13 protein-coding genes are annotated in these 14,467 nt (G+C 46.1%); 4 read left to right on the forward strand and 9 right to left on the reverse strand.

Features of this window, described 5'->3' with window-relative positions; all coding sequences use genetic code 11:
- Positions 1 to 82: 82 nt before the first annotated feature.
- Both L0992_12095 and dnaQ read right to left on the reverse strand, forming a co-directional pair.
- Positions 83 to 1,330 carry a TIGR03503 family protein gene (locus tag L0992_12095; protein ID XGB66454.1) on the reverse strand — a complete coding sequence of 416 codons (1,248 nt, stop codon included), beginning with the start codon at positions 1,328 to 1,330 and terminating at the stop codon, positions 83 to 85.
- Between the two features lie 9 nt (positions 1,331 to 1,339).
- On the reverse strand, positions 1,340 to 2,107 hold the full coding sequence (dnaQ, locus tag L0992_12100) for a DNA polymerase III subunit epsilon (GenBank protein XGB66455.1): 768 nt from the start codon (positions 2,105 to 2,107) through the stop codon (positions 1,340 to 1,342).
- Between the two features lie 56 nt (positions 2,108 to 2,163).
- On the opposite strand from dnaQ, the gene rnhA reads away from it, so the two are divergent.
- On the forward strand, positions 2,164 to 2,628 hold the full coding sequence (gene rnhA, locus L0992_12105) for a ribonuclease HI (GenBank protein ID XGB66456.1): 465 nt from the start codon (positions 2,164 to 2,166) through the stop codon (positions 2,626 to 2,628).
- A 75-nt stretch (positions 2,629 to 2,703) separates the two neighbouring features.
- Here rnhA and L0992_12110 read toward each other — a convergent pair whose 3' ends face one another.
- Positions 2,704 to 3,489, reverse strand: a complete 786-nt coding sequence (locus L0992_12110) for a class I SAM-dependent methyltransferase (protein XGB66457.1) — start codon at positions 3,487 to 3,489, stop codon at positions 2,704 to 2,706.
- Positions 3,490 to 3,542: 53 nt separating this feature from the next.
- On the opposite strand from L0992_12110, the gene gloB reads away from it, so the two are divergent.
- The 3 genes from gloB to L0992_12125 all read left to right on the forward strand — a co-directional run bounded on the left by gloB (position 3,543) and on the right by L0992_12125 (position 6,626).
- Complete coding sequence (gloB, locus tag L0992_12115) at positions 3,543 to 4,301, forward strand: hydroxyacylglutathione hydrolase (GenBank protein XGB66458.1); 759 nt, start codon at positions 3,543 to 3,545, stop codon at positions 4,299 to 4,301.
- Positions 4,302 to 4,371: 70 nt separating this feature from the next.
- Positions 4,372 to 5,943: a LysM peptidoglycan-binding domain-containing protein gene (locus tag L0992_12120; protein ID XGB66459.1), complete on the forward strand. Its 1,572-nt coding sequence runs from the start codon at positions 4,372 to 4,374 to the stop codon at positions 5,941 to 5,943.
- A complete protein-coding gene (locus L0992_12125; GenBank protein ID XGB66460.1) occupies positions 5,940 to 6,626 on the forward strand; it encodes a YIP1 family protein in 687 nt (228 codons plus the stop codon). Before L0992_12120 ends, L0992_12125 begins: the two co-directional genes overlap by 4 nt.
- A 51-nt stretch (positions 6,627 to 6,677) precedes the next feature.
- Here L0992_12125 and L0992_12130 read toward each other — a convergent pair whose 3' ends face one another.
- From L0992_12130 to dnaE, 6 genes are all read right to left on the reverse strand, one after another.
- Positions 6,678 to 7,520 carry an endonuclease/exonuclease/phosphatase family protein gene (locus L0992_12130; protein ID XGB66461.1) on the reverse strand — a complete coding sequence of 281 codons (843 nt, stop codon included), beginning with the start codon at positions 7,518 to 7,520 and terminating at the stop codon, positions 6,678 to 6,680.
- 61 nt (positions 7,521 to 7,581) lie between these two features.
- Positions 7,582 to 7,920 (reverse strand): nitrogen regulatory protein P-II, encoded by a 339-nt coding sequence (gene glnB, locus L0992_12135; GenBank protein XGB66462.1) that lies wholly within the window; start codon positions 7,918 to 7,920, stop codon positions 7,582 to 7,584.
- 130 nt (positions 7,921 to 8,050) lie between these two features.
- Positions 8,051 to 8,362, reverse strand: coding sequence for a cytochrome c (locus L0992_12140; GenBank protein XGB66463.1), 312 nt, complete (start codon positions 8,360 to 8,362; stop codon positions 8,051 to 8,053).
- A gap of 58 nt (positions 8,363 to 8,420) precedes the next feature.
- Positions 8,421 to 9,755 carry a tRNA lysidine(34) synthetase TilS gene (tilS, locus tag L0992_12145; GenBank protein ID XGB66464.1) on the reverse strand — a complete coding sequence of 445 codons (1,335 nt, stop codon included), beginning with the start codon at positions 9,753 to 9,755 and terminating at the stop codon, positions 8,421 to 8,423.
- 126 nt (positions 9,756 to 9,881) lie between these two features.
- The gene (gene accA / locus L0992_12150) at positions 9,882 to 10,841 is read right to left on the reverse strand and encodes an acetyl-CoA carboxylase carboxyl transferase subunit alpha (GenBank protein XGB66465.1); all 960 of its coding nucleotides are present in this window, start codon (positions 10,839 to 10,841) and stop codon (positions 9,882 to 9,884) included.
- 45 nt (positions 10,842 to 10,886) lie between these two features.
- Positions 10,887 to 14,366, reverse strand: coding sequence for a DNA polymerase III subunit alpha (dnaE, locus tag L0992_12155; GenBank protein XGB66466.1), 3,480 nt, complete (start codon positions 14,364 to 14,366; stop codon positions 10,887 to 10,889).
- Between the last annotated feature and the right edge of the window lie 101 nt (positions 14,367 to 14,467).

Genomic DNA, 14,467 nt, shown 5'->3' on the forward strand with positions numbered 1-14,467 from the left:
GTTCATGACATCGTTGTCACAAATTCTAATGCTATACCTTTAGAGGCTTATCCTCTCTAGACAACCTAATCATCTAAGCGAATTACTTTGGCGCCTTGAGTTGCATCTCTGGTTGAGATCTTTTCTTGGCTGTCACTTTACGAATCACAAACCAAATCAGTAAGCCTAATAGAATGGCGACCACATTACCCACTCCGATAATGATCATGCTGCGCTGCCTGTCATCTTCACGCTTTTGAAGAATCATTAATTCCGTAGCAATACGCTTCTGTTCAGCAAGTGCTTCTTCTTGAAGGCGTCGAGATTCTGCTAAGTCGATATCTTCAACAACACTGTACGACTGCTCGGTAATCGGAAAGATCAGCGGACGCTGGCTTGAGGCGTCAGTGGCATAAACCATCCCAGACCAGTTATAAATCCCCAGCTCACCATTGTAAGGCACCTCTAAAGGCACTTTCATTGCATTCACATCAGCTTGCCCTTGCTTATACGTTACATAATCATCAGGCGCTTTATGCTCAACGTGAACCGCTAAAGAGCTCGGTGCGATCATACCTTGTTCACCAGACACCACAATGGTGTGAGGTAAACCCTCTTTACGAGACTGAATTAAGGTAGTGGTAATCGGTGTTGGGTAAACTAAAACCTCTTGCTCTTGCGCTCGCAAGAACACGCCATTGCCAGAAGTAATACGCGCGCGGTATTTACCCGGCTCAATATCAATCGGCAGTGACACAGTAAACACACCGTCTCCCGCTTTCTCGTCGAGATCCACACCATCGTCAGCAAACTCGCCCATCACAACAGGTACAGGGCGGGCTTCTCTCACTAAAGACTCTTCGTTTTCGACAAACTTAGTAAACGTCACCTTAAGCTTCACGCGATCGAGAAAATCACGCAGCACAAGAGGTTTACCGTCTGAGGTCAAACGAGCGGTAAATTTGATGTGTTCGGTTTGATACAACTTGTCTGGAAATTCATTAGCGTCCAAAACAAGGTGAGACAGGAGCTTGATGTTGTTCTTAGGGGAAACTTTACCGACCGCTTGCCAAGGGCCTGGCATCGGCTTGTCGATAGAGATAATGTCCATGGACGACTCTTCGTACCAACGGACATTATCAGCATTACGCCAAGAGTAGTATTTCTTGCCGTCAGGGCGAACCAAAACGACAGGTTTAGAGTTATCGGCTCGATAAATCACAAAGGTGACTTGTTCAATACTGGGATCAACGCGAAAACGGTTGTCCAATAAACTCATTACGGATTCCATTGCCGCATGTAAGCTAAAGCTTAACAGCAATAAGTAACCGGTAGCCAATACCCTTAACATACTTTCTCCCTACTGACGCCAAAGGCAGCTTCCGCTTTTCTCGACGAGGTCTAAACGATTTTGATGCGCTTCTACTTCATCGGCCGTAGCTCGTAAAACCTTTAGGGATTTTCGACCACTTTCTACTCTTCGTATGCTTTCGGCTTCGCCTTCTTGTTGGCCAGCGTTAAATTGCAGTGAAGTTTGGCCACCCGTCATCAATAAGTAGACGTCGGCTAGGATCTCCGCATCGAGTAATGCGCCGTGGAGAGTACGGTGCGAGTTATCAATACCGTAACGGTCACATAAGATATCTAGGTTGTTTCTTTTACCCGGGAATATCTTTTTCGCCATTGCCAAGGTATCGGTAACTTTACAGTAGTCATCCGTTTTACCTATCGCGGGATTAAGCTTCTCAAACTCATAGTCCATAAAGCCCGTATCGAAGGGTGCGTTATGAGCCACCAGCTCAGCACCTTTGATAAAGTCGAGAAACTCTTTATGTATATCTTGGTATTCTGGCTTGTCCACCAAGAATTCATCGGTAATACCGTGAACGCCAATCGCTTCTTCTTGAATCGCACGATCGGGCTTGATGTAGACGTGGAAGTGACGTCCGGTCAGCCTACGGTTAATGATCTCTACTGCACCAATCTCAACGATGCGATGCCCCATATAGTGAGGGCCACCCTCTGTATTCATACCGGTGGTTTCGGTATCGAGTACAACGATGCGCTTATTTTCGTTCGAACTGTTTTTTTCGTTCGTGGTTTGTTCTGGAGTGCTACTGGTATTCATAAGGATAACTGTGTCAGACTATGCCGATAATGTGCTTGAGGTAATAGTATCAAATCATGACGAAACAAGTTGAAATTTTCACTGATGGTTCTTGTTTAGGTAACCCTGGCCCGGGTGGCTATGGCATCGTACTTCGCTACAAAAAAGTCGAAAAGACATTAGCGGAAGGTTTTACCCTAACAACCAATAACCGTATGGAAATGCTCGCCGCTGTCGTGGCTCTGCAAACCCTCAAAGAGCCTTGCTCCGTCATTCTGACCACGGATAGCCAATACGTGCGCCAAGGCATCACACAGTGGATTCACAACTGGAAAAAACGTGACTGGAAGACTGCCGATAAAAAACCGGTTAAAAATGCCGACTTGTGGCAAAGGCTCGATAAAGAAACGGCACGTCATAATGTTGACTGGCGATGGGTTAAAGGACACGCCGGACACAGAGAAAACGAAATGTGTGATGATTTAGCAAGAACGGCCGCAGAGAACCCAACTCAAGAAGACACGGGTTATCAGCCAAGTTAATCACCTTTTGAAATGAGATGTACGTTTCGAAGCAGATTTATAGTTTCTTAAACGGACAGATAAATGAAAAGCCGACTACGAGTCGGCTTTTTCTGTTTTTAACGGGTATGGTGCTTTTGTGGAATGCACTGAACGACGAGAGTTGGTTCTAAAACTTGCTCCCACAGGAGAGAAGCGTCGCTTAAGGTGCCAATGCGGCTTGATAGGTTTGAGTGGATAAGTACGTTTACGAGCAACAATAAAGTATTGGCTGCCAGCAAAAGAGGCACAACCACCTAAAGCGTTCTCCAACCACGTCCACATCGCTTGATACTTACTCATCGGAAACAACGCGTAGGTATCACAATGAATCACTTCATAATTAAGCACACCGAGCCAATCTTTAATTCGATTTGGCGTGTACATGCGCCCACTCCAAGGCAAGCTGTTCTTTCTCCAAGGCATCAAACTGGCGAGCCCCGTCACACTGAAAGGATTGAAGCCGGTAATGATGATATAGCCATCGTCCATCATCACTCGGTCGACTTCTCTCAATAATCGATGCGGGTCATTGCTATAATCTAATTGATGACTGAGCACCACAACATCAAAACTTTTCTCCAAGAAGGGCAAATTATAGCCATCCGCTATCACATTATGTAATGGGTTCTGGATATCTAGGTTTACTTGATGTTGAATGTTGCATGTGCAGCTAGAAATCTCACTACTGAGGCCGCCGAGCTTGAGCATATGGTAACCAAACAGCTTTGGGCACCACTCATCGAGTCGAGTTTGAATAGATTCTCTCAACCAATCCCCATTGTGCAACTGTGCCCAAGTGTAGGGATGTTCAAACTTCTTTCTGCTACGTGCTGGCTTCATCAATAATCTGTCTCACTTATTCTGTCGCACTGAAAGTGACTGGAGAACCAATAATGTTACATATCAAAAGCATACCTGCATTTAACGACAATTACATCTGGCTGATTGAAAATAGCGATCGTCGTTGTGCTGTCGTCGACCCTGGTGATGCGGCTCCAGTATTAGAGTACTTAGCGAACCATGAGCTAACTTTAGATGCAATCTTGATTACACACCACCACCACGATCACATTGGTGGCGTTCCAGAGCTGGTAAGACAATTTCCCGGCGTCGATGTTGTTGGCCCTCGAAATGAACCTATCCCAACATTAACGCATCCGGTTGATGATGGTGACCAGTTAGAGCTGTTTGGTGAAGTGTTTCTCGTGTTAGGGCTCAGTGGACACACTGCAGGTCATATTGGCTATGTGGGTGATGCCAAGCTATTTTGTGGTGATGTGTTGTTCTCAGCAGGCTGTGGCCGAATCATGGAAGGCACACCACAACAGATGTTCGATGCGCTGAATAAGATCACAGCGCTGCCTCAAGAAACAGAAGTGTATTGTGCACATGAATACACTGCAGCCAATATCGCTTTTGCACTTGCCGTCGAGCCTGATAACCAACATTTGCAGCAATATCGCGACCAAGTGAACCGACTACGTGCTCAAAATAAGTCGACCATCCCCACAAATTTGAGACAAGAGAAGTTTGTGAACCCTTTCTTGCGTTACACCGAACCAAGTGTAGTCAAATCAGTATCTAATCGTACCGAACAGACCGATCCTCTATCAGTATTCACCGCTTTACGTGCGTGGAAGAACGAATTTTAACAAATACAGACTTGTCACTCATAGGGGGTGGCAAGTATTATCATCGGCCGTTTATTAAAAAGGCTGTAACATGCGAGTTAAGTACAGCTGGGCTTTGGTATTACTACTTTCTGGTTGCCAATTAACTCAGTCAGAGAATCCAGACCAAGCTTCCGAGCAAACCAACACATCTCCTACTAAAGAAGTTTCTCAAGCGAACGTTTCATCAGAAGCGACCAAAGAAGAACCAAAAGTTGAAGCACCAGTCGTTACTCCTCAAACACAAGAAGATGTTTGGAAACGCATTGCGATGCAACTTGAAATGGAAGTGCCAGACCAAAAGAAGGTCGACTACTACCGAACTTGGTATCTAAAGCACCCTAGTCATCTAAAAACCGTCTCACAACGAGCTGAACCTTTCCTTTATTTGATCACTACTAAGATTGAAGAAAGAGATATGCCTTTAGAACTGGCACTGTTGCCGGTTGTTGAAAGCTCATTTGATGCATTTGCATATTCTCACGGCAGCGCTGCTGGCCTATGGCAGTTCATTTCTGGCACTGGCGAAGCTTACGGACTAGAACAGAACTTCTGGTACGACGGCCGTCGTGACGTTGCTGCTTCTACTGATGCGGCATTAGACTTCCTAACCGATCTTAACAAGCGTTTTGATGGTAACTGGCAACACGCAATTGCGGCCTACAACAGTGGCGGTGGTCGTGTAAACAGCGCTATCCGTAAGAACAAGAAGCTTGGTAAGCCAATCGACTTCTTCTCACTGGATCTGCCAAAAGAGACCAGCAGCTACGTACCTAAACTACTGGCACTAGCAGACGTGATTGCTAACCAAGAAAAGTACGGCATTGATATCCCAGCGATTCCAAACAAGCCGGTACTGACTCTGGTTAACCCTGAAGAGCAACTTGATCTAGCGATTGCTGCTAACTACGCAGGCATTCCAGTCAAAGAACTGCAAGGCTACAACCCAGCTTATAACCAGTGGGCGACATCGCCTGAGAAGCACCAACAATTACTGCTTCCTATCAGCTCAGTTGAAAAATTCAACAAAGAAGTCGCAGCGAATAAAGGCAAAGGCATGAAGTTGGTACGTTACCAAGTTCAGTCGGGTGACAGCATCAGCGTACTGGCAAGCAAATACAACACCACCAGCAAAGTGATTCGCTCTGCAAACGGGTTGAGCAACAACAATATTCGTATTGGCCAGCACCTGCTTATCCCAACCTCAACCAAAGACGACAAGACATACGCACTAAGCGCTTCAAACCGCCTAGCAAGCACACAGTCTAAAAGTCGTGGGCAATATAAGCTCAGCCATACAGTAAAAAGTGGTGACAGCCTATGGACGATTGCACGCGCAAATAAGGTATCTCACCAATCACTGGCTAAGTGGAACGGTATGGGACCACGCGACACCCTTAGAGTTGGTCAAGAACTGGTCATTTGGAAGAATGGTTCAGACGGCGCCATCATCCGCACGATCTTCTATAACGTAAGATCAGGTGACACAGTCAGCGGTATTGCATCAAAGTTCAAAGTAAAAAGTGCAGATGTTGTAAAATGGAACACTTTGCAGAACAAGAAATACCTACAGCCAGGACAAAAACTGAAGCTGTATGTTGATGTAACTAAGGTAAGTGTATGAACCCGTCAAGTAACCCACTCGTCATGCTGTTGGATATATTCCGATCACCAACAGCTTGTTTCTTAGCGCTTTATCAAAGAAGCGCTTGGGGATGGCAACCCTACGTCGTATTAATACTCAGCCCATTTTTATTTTGGGGTGCTTATTTTTCGAATGTAGATTTTACTTGGTTAAGCTCAGAGTTATCAAAACAACTGGCTCAAACTAACCCTGACCAATTGGCGTTACTTGACAGCAATACCCTACTCGCAAGTGAGATCATCAACGATGTATTTGGCCGAACATTAACCATCGTTCTGTTGGCGTTCTGGTTTAATCTAGCAACTAAGCCAAGCCAACATCAGCATAGCTTTTGGCGCTGGTTCGCAGCGGCATCGGTTGTGATATTCCCTGCTGTGTTAGGTGATGTAGCGAGCTACGCAAGCCTAATTCTCAAGCACGGCCATGTGATGAACTATGCGGCTGACCTGAACAGCTTAAACGGCTTAATCAAGTTACCTCTAACCAGCGACTGGTCTCAGTTTGCAAGCTCATTACCACTGCTATTACCTTGGTACATCGTGCTTGGCTACGCAGCCGTACTAACTTGGACTGAGTTTGAACGCGGGCAAGCATTGGTAATTTCAGGCTTGCCGTGGGTGGGTTACTACCTAATCTGGGCTATCTACATTTTAGTGTCGTAAATAACCCAGAAAATAGAACAAGTTAGTAAACCTACCGAGTGACTGAGTGAGCTACTTCGCCTTAAAGGTCACTAGCATTGGGTTATGATCAGAAGCGTCCGTCATGGGCGCTTTTGCTTTTTCTACCTCTAGCCCTCGATAGAACACATGGTCGAGTACCAAACCCGTCATAAATTGAGTTCGGTTATCTGGTTCAAACGCCACCTCGGTTAACCCAACCTTTTCCAAAGCATCTTTCAATACCGTAAAGCGCGCTTCGCTCCAGCTATTAAAGTCTCCCGCAAAGATGACAGCACCACGGTATTTTTGCAGGTTGTCGGTCAAGCTTTTGAGTTGAGCTTCGTAATCTTCCGTACCAAACGTAAAGTTCACCGCGTGAATATTGATCACCGCTAGCTCTTCACCGTTACTCAACTGATAACGAGACCAAAGTGCCGATTTAGGCAGTTGAAGCCAAGGCTCTTCGTGGGTATAAGCACACGCTTCTATTGGTAAATGAGTCGCTAGGTTGAGCACGCCAGCACTTTGTTCGAAAGCTTCAAACGCATTCACACGAGTACTTCCCCATTGACCACTCGTCACCCATTGGCGAAGCCCATCCGTCATGCTCGCTTCTTGCAATAAGACTAAATCACTTCCCGCCGAGAACTTATTCAGCTCGCTCTGCCAGTTGTTGCGGTTCTGCTTGTAGATGTTCCAGACGGTGAGGCTTAACCCATCTGACACATCAATCGCTTTCGGCTCAGAATTTTGGTAGCAACTGTAGATATCATTGCTGGTATTTTGAGAAGAGGTGATCAGATTGGGTTTATTCGGGATCACGAAGATAAGATGAAAACTAGCAACAGCGAGTGTTATCAAGACTACGATAACAATGATGGTTTTCTTAAACATACAGCACCCTACCAGAAATGAAAAAGGAGCGATAAACGCTCCTTTTAGGGTAATAGTTTTTTTATACGGCGTCTTCGTCTTCTTCGCCAGTACGAATACGTACTACTCGTTCAACGTCAGTAATGAAGATCTTACCGTCGCCAATTTTGCCTGTTTGCGCCGTCTCGATAATGGTATCAACACATTGGTCAGCCACTTCGTCGGTCACAACAATTTCCAATTTCACTTTAGGTAAAAAGTCGACCATGTACTCTGCGCCGCGGTATAGCTCAGTATGACCTTTCTGACGTCCAAAGCCTTTAACTTCAGATACTGTCATACCCGTAATACCCACTTCTGCAAGTGCTTCACGTACATCATCAAGTTTGAATGGCTTGATAATGGCTTCAATCTTTTTCATGTTCATCCCTTAAACTGTGCGAATGGCTCATTATCGGTTAGCTATAGTAAACATTCAATGAAAAAAGCCAGAGCTTTAAAGCTCTGGCTCGAAATTTATCATCTTGTTTAATCAGCGCTTTAAGAAGGTTTTACTTAAGGCTTGCGTAATAAGCGGCTAGATTAGCAATATCTTCATCATTCAGCATTGAAGCTTGAGCCTGCATTACAGCGGCCAAACCGCCGGTGCGCTGGCCGTTCTTATATGCGTTAATTGATGAAGCGATGTATTGCTCGTTTTGACCTTTAAGGTTTGGATAACCTGGGATCACTGCGATACCGTCAGCACCATGACATGCCGCACAGATTGCTGCTTTAGCTTGACCCGCAGCAACATCACCCGCCAGAGCGTTACCACTCAATAGTCCAAATCCAAGAACTAATCCTAGTGTAATTTTCTTCATTGCATATTCCATTAATTATTTTTATTAAAGTGACGTCGAATTGTGACACAAACTTTTTCTACTTGCTCCAAAGCGCTTCACAATCTTGACCTTCGTAGTTTTTATCTACGAATAAGCCTAAAACAGCGATCACTCGCTCGCCATCCATTAATATTGGCGTTCTGCGTCGTAACCAGCTGGGTACTTGGTACTCTTGAAAGAGTTTTTTGAGCTTTCGACTATGGCCGCGTCCAATAGGATGCGCTGATAACCTTTCAGGGTTGAAGACCACCCGTAGCGCTCCGCTTGAGTCCTTCAAACTGAAGTTTTGCGAGTTACGACCATTCGATACAGAATCACTCTGTGACGGCATGAAATGTAGCTTCCCTAAACCATCGGGCAGTTGCAAGCTATCACCAAGCACAACATCGGCATGCCAACTCGACAAGTCCTTAGTCTCTTTCACTATATAGAGCTGATGATTAAAGCGCCTAACCTCAACATCATTCAACACCAGTTTAGGATTAGCATCAGCCTGAGCACACGCTACTTCATTCCAGATAAGCTTGAGCTGTTTTTGACTCGGCATTGCTTGATTACAATGACTCAACCACATTCTTAGCAGTCGTGCTCGTAACAAGTCTGAGTGTTGAGATAACGCCTTAATACTTAAGCTCTGGTTATCTCCCAAAGCTTGCTGAAAGTGTGATTCAAGCAACTCATCGAGCAATAACTCTTGCTCCGCACAAAGCTGAGCACTGCGACTGACCGATTCACGAAAGCTAGGCCAACGCTCAGTCAGCACCGGAGTCACTTGATGACGGATAAAGTTTCGGTCAAAACGCGTGTCCTGATTACTTTCATCTTCTACCCACGTTAAGCCCATGTTATGAGCGGCTGCTTCAATCTCGGTTCGGGTTACCGATAGCAGTGGGCGAACAATATGAGCATCAGCAAACGGCATCACTTTAGCCATCGAAGAAAGGCCTTTCGGACCACTGCCTCGTTTTAACGCTAACAGGAAAGTCTCTACTTGGTCATCGATATGTTGACCAGTGACAAGTACATCGCCGTATTGAATGTGTTGTTTGAAGGCGTGGTATCGAGCATCTCTGGCGAGCTTTTCTATGCTTTCCCCACAGTTAACATCCAGCGACACTCGCTCAATAGCTAGTGGAATAGACAAAGCACCACACCATGTTTGGCATTGTTCTGCCCAGTGATCGGCATTCTTGCTTAGGCCATGGTGAACATGAACCGCATGGCACTCAATGTCGTGCGCTTGGGTATATTGGGCTGCTAACTCCAACAACACATGTGAATCGACACCACCACTGAAAGCGACGACTAACCGACGAGGCTTAAGTGCGCTTTGGTTAAGTACGGATGTGAAGGTTTCAATTAAGTGTGTCATGAGGTGAATAAACCAAGAGGTCGTGTGTAAAGAGAGAATGTTTTAATAATAAAAAAGGGTTGGCACTGAGTCCAACCCTTTCATCAACTTGTTACGTTAAGCAGACCTTATCGCTAAGGCAACTTATCAGCAGTAGCCGTAGCTCATCAGACGCTGGTAACGACGCTCAAGAAGCGTTTCGTTATCAAACTGCTCTAGCTCTTCTAACTGTTTAACTAGCATGTCTTTCATGTTCTGAGCAGTCTGAACTGGGTCACGGTGCGCGCCACCTAGAGGCTCAGGAATGATTTCGTCGATAAGCTCAAGCTCTTTAAGACGAGGAGCGATTAGGCCCATCGCTTCAGCCGCTTGTGGTGCTTTGTCTGAATCACGCCATAAGATTGAAGCACAACCTTCTGGAGAGATTACTGAGTACGTAGAGTATTGAAGCATGTTCACGTAGTCACCAACACCAATCGCTAGTGCACCACCAGAACCGCCTTCACCTACAACGTTACAGATAACTGGAACAGAAAGACCAGCCATAACCTTAAGGTTTTTCGCGATAGCTTCAGATTGACCACGCTCTTCAGCACCAACACCTGGGTATGCGCCCGCTGTGTCGATGAAAGTAATGATAGGCATGTTGAAACGCTCAGCGGTTTCCATTAGACGTAGTGCCTTACGGTAACCTTCTGGCTTTGGCATACCAAAGTTACGGATCACTTTCTCTTTAGTCTCACGACCTTTCTGGTGACCAATAACCATAACAGGACGGCCATTTAGACGAGCCATACCACCCACAATAGCTTTGTCGTCAGCGTAAGCGCGATCGCCCGCCATCTCTTCAAACTCTGTAAATGCATGCTCCAGGTAATCTTTTGTATAAGGACGTTGAGGGTGACGAGCAAGTTGAGCTACCTGCCATGCACCTAAGTCACTAAAGATTTTCTGTTTAAGCTCTAAGCTTTTTTTCTCTAGTTGTTCGATTTCTTTGTCTAGATCTACCGCTGTGTCACCACCGTGACGCGAAACGTCACGTAGCGCTTCGATTTTTGCTTCAAGTTCAGCGATAGGCTTTTCAAATTCTAGAAAGTTCAGGCTCATCTATGAATCCTTGTTGATTCAGTTCCACAGTCATGGAGCTAAATTTTAGTTAAATTCGAGTTCTACTTGGCTATTTCCAAGCAGCTGTTTTAATTCGTCTAGTAATGTATCACTTGGCGTCACGCGCCATTCTGTGCCCAATGTTAACCGCGCTCTAGCGTCGGCACGTTGGTAGTATACATTGACTGGGACCGTTCCGGCTCTATAAGGTTCTAAGATTTGACCAAAGCGTTCAAAAAATTGACCATTAATCTGGGATTGGTCGATAGATATCGATACCCCACGAGCATATTTTTCACGGGCGCTTCCTAAGTCCATGACCTCGCGCGCGGACATTTTAAGCCCACCGTTGAAGTCATCAAAGCTGACCTGTCCAGAAACGACCACAATTTTGTCTTTTTCGAGCAATTCTGCGTAGCGATCGAGCGCATCTGAGAACAACATCACTTCCATTCGGCCAGATCGATCATCAAGTGTCATCAAACCGATTCGTGTACCGCGTTTAGTGGTCATCACTCTAGCCGCAATCACTAAACCTGCAATCGTTAATGACTGATCACGACGCGTTGGCGTGGCATCCTTCAAACGACAGCTGGTGTACTTAGCTAATTCTTTGATGTAAGCGTTAACCGGGTGGCCCGTTAGATACAAGCCAAGCGTTTCACGTTCACCCTCAAGCCAAACCTTCTCAGGCCACTTAGGCACTTGGGTATACTTGTGTTCAACCTCTTCCGGAGCGTCGGTCAACACGCCGAACATATCCGACTGTCCAAAGGACTCAGCGTGGTGATGTTGGCTTGCCGCTTTAACCGCATCCGGCAATGAAGCCATCATCGCTGCACGGTGAGGACCTAATCTATCTAAGGCACCGGATAGAATCAACTTTTCGATAACACGTTTGTTGACCTTCTTCAGATCAAGGCGTGCACAGAAGTCGAATAAGTCTTTAAAGTAACCGCCCTTATTGCGCGCTTCGATGATCGCTTCGATAGGACCTTCACCAACCCCTTTGATAGCGCCGATACCATAAACAATCGCGCCATCTTCATCCACGTTAAAGCGGTACAGGCCCGAGTTGATATCAGGTGGAAGCAGTTTGAGCTTCATACGGAAACACTCATCAACAAGGCCAATAACCTTCTCAGTGTTATCCATATCCGCCGTCATTACCGCAGCCATAAATTCCGCTGGGTAGTGCGTTTTCAACCACAGCGTTTGGTAAGAAACCAGTGCGTATGCAGCCGAGTGAGATTTGTTAAAGCCATAGCCCGCAAATTTCTCTACCAAGTCAAAGATCTTCATGGCAAGTTCGCCATCAACACCATTGGCTTCAGCACCCTCTTTGAAGGTACCACGCTGTTTCGCCATCTCTTCTGGCTTTTTCTTACCCATCGCACGACGCAGCATATCCGCTCCGCCAAGCGTATAGCCCGCCAGAATCTGTGCGATCTGCATTACCTGTTCTTGATACAAGATGATGCCGTAGGTCGGTTCTAGTGTCTCTTTCAGTGATTCGTGTTGCCACGTTTCATCAGGGTAAGAAACCGCTTCTCGTCCGTGTTTACGGTCGATAAAGTTATCTACCATGCCTGATTGCAGAGGACCCGGACGGAACAGGGCTACCAATGCGATGATATCTTCAAAACAATCGGGCTGTAGACGTTTGATCAGGTCTTTCATACCACGCGATTCCAGCTGGAATACCGCGGTGGTTTCAGAGTTTTGTAATAGGTTAAACGACGCTTGGTCATCAAGAGGAATCGACTCGATACGAACCGGCTCTTTACCCTCTTTCTTCAAGCGTGGGTTCACTAGGCCTAGCGCCCAGTCGATGATGGTCAGGGTACGCAGGCCCAAGAAGTCAAACTTAACCAAGCCAGCCGTTTCAACGTCATTCTTATCGAACTGCGTTACTGGGAAGTTACCTTCAGCATCGGCATAGATTGGTGCAAAGTCAGTGATCGTGGTTGGTGAGATTACAACACCACCCGCGTGTTTACCGGCGTTTCGCGTACAACCTTCAAGGATACGACACTTATCGATCAGTTCACGAACTTCTTCATCGCCATCGTAAAGCTCTGGCAATGCAGGTTCAGCAAGGAAAGCTTTCTCAAGCGTCATGCCCGGATCTGGCGGCACAAGCTTTGAAATTCGGTCAACGAAACCAAACGGGTGACCCAGTACACGGCCTACGTCGCGGATTACCGCTTTCGCCGCCATGGTACCAAAGGTGATGATCTGAGATACCGCATCACGACCATACATTTCGGCAACGTGATCAATTACTTGGTCACGCTTATCCATACAGAAGTCGATATCGAAATCGGGCATCGAGACACGTTCTGGGTTCAAGAAACGTTCGAATAGTAGATCGTATTCAAGTGGATCGAGATCGGTGATATCCAGAGCGTAGGCTACTAGAGATCCGGCACCAGAACCACGGCCAGGACCTACTGGCACATCGTTATCTTTTGACCACTGGATGAACTCCATTACGATCAAGAAGTAACCTGGGAAACCCATGTTGTTGACAACTTCGAGCTCGATCTTGAGTCGCTTATCGTATTCTGGCCTGCGCTCAGCACGCACTTTTTCATCTGGGAACAGGAACGCGAGACGTCGCTCAAGGCCCTCTTCAGATTTCTTGATCAGGAAGTCTTCAATCGCCAAACCTTCCGTTGGGAAGTTAGGCAGGAAGTATTCGCCCAGACGAACCGTTACATTACAACGCTTGGCAATCTCAACACTGTTCTCAAGTGCTTCAGGGATATCGGAGAACAACTCACACATCTCTTCTTCGCTACGAAGATATTGTTGCGCGCTGTAATTTTTAGGACGACGAGGATCGACCATAGTGAAACCATCATGAATCGCAACGCGGATTTCATGGGCATCAAAAAGATCTTCAGTTAGGAATACTACTTCGTTGGTTGCAACAACAGGTAGGTCTTCTTGCTCAGCCAGTTCCAACGCAAAGTGCAGGTAAGACTCTTCATCCGGACGTCCGGTACGAATCAGTTCAAGATAGAAACGGTCTGGGAAGTATGTTTTGTAAAACTCGACATTACTTGCAACCAGTTCACGATTGCCTTTCAGCAACGCTTTACCAATCTCACCTTCTTTCGCACCCGATAGGATGATTAGGCCTTCGGCATTCTCAATCAACCACTCTTTATCGATAACAGGCTGATGCTGCACATGACCACGAAGGTACGCTTTTGAGATAAGCAGCGTTAGGTTGTTATAACCTTTATTGTCGGTTGCAATGACGGTGAGCTTGGTCAACTCGTCACCGAACTCTGGAGACTGCATCAAGAAGTCAGCACCAATAATTGGTTTAACCCCGCACCCATGAGCAGTACCGTAGAACTTAACCAAACCACAAAGGTTGGTAAAGTCGGTAAGTGCTAGAGCAGGCATACCCATTTCAGCGACTTTCTTAACTAATGGCGGCACCTTAGAGAGGCCATCCACCATAGAAAAGTCACTGTGTACGCGTAGGTGAACAAATTTTGGATCTGACATTATTTTTCCTGAATTCTAGGTTTGAGCCTAGGGTTACAACTGTGTGTATTCTATTTTTTTCTACTGCTAGTAAGCAAATTTATTCGAAGCTAAGCTCTACT

This window comes from Vibrio pomeroyi, from assembly GCA_041879425.1.
GTDB classification, from domain to species: Bacteria; Pseudomonadota; Gammaproteobacteria; order Enterobacterales; family Vibrionaceae; genus Vibrio; species Vibrio pomeroyi_A.

Coding starts and splice junctions, on each gene's coding strand:
- L0992_12095 (XGB66454.1), bottom strand. CDS start 1,330: ATGTTAAGGGTATTGGCTACCGGTTACTTATTGCTGTTAAGCTTTAGC.
- dnaQ (XGB66455.1), bottom strand. CDS start 2,107: ATGAATACCAGTAGCACTCCAGAACAAACCACGAACGAAAAAAACAGT.
- rnhA (XGB66456.1), top strand. CDS start 2,164: ATGACGAAACAAGTTGAAATTTTCACTGATGGTTCTTGTTTAGGTAAC.
- L0992_12110 (XGB66457.1), bottom strand. CDS start 3,489: ATGAAGCCAGCACGTAGCAGAAAGAAGTTTGAACATCCCTACACTTGG.
- gloB (XGB66458.1), top strand. CDS start 3,543: ATGTTACATATCAAAAGCATACCTGCATTTAACGACAATTACATCTGG.
- L0992_12120 (XGB66459.1), top strand. CDS start 4,372: ATGCGAGTTAAGTACAGCTGGGCTTTGGTATTACTACTTTCTGGTTGC.
- L0992_12125 (XGB66460.1), top strand. CDS start 5,940: ATGAACCCGTCAAGTAACCCACTCGTCATGCTGTTGGATATATTCCGA.
- L0992_12130 (XGB66461.1), bottom strand. CDS start 7,520: ATGTTTAAGAAAACCATCATTGTTATCGTAGTCTTGATAACACTCGCT.
- glnB (XGB66462.1), bottom strand. CDS start 7,920: ATGAAAAAGATTGAAGCCATTATCAAGCCATTCAAACTTGATGATGTA.
- L0992_12140 (XGB66463.1), bottom strand. CDS start 8,362: ATGAAGAAAATTACACTAGGATTAGTTCTTGGATTTGGACTATTGAGT.
- tilS (XGB66464.1), bottom strand. CDS start 9,755: ATGACACACTTAATTGAAACCTTCACATCCGTACTTAACCAAAGCGCA.
- accA (XGB66465.1), bottom strand. CDS start 10,841: ATGAGCCTGAACTTTCTAGAATTTGAAAAGCCTATCGCTGAACTTGAA.
- dnaE (XGB66466.1), bottom strand. CDS start 14,366: ATGTCAGATCCAAAATTTGTTCACCTACGCGTACACAGTGACTTTTCT.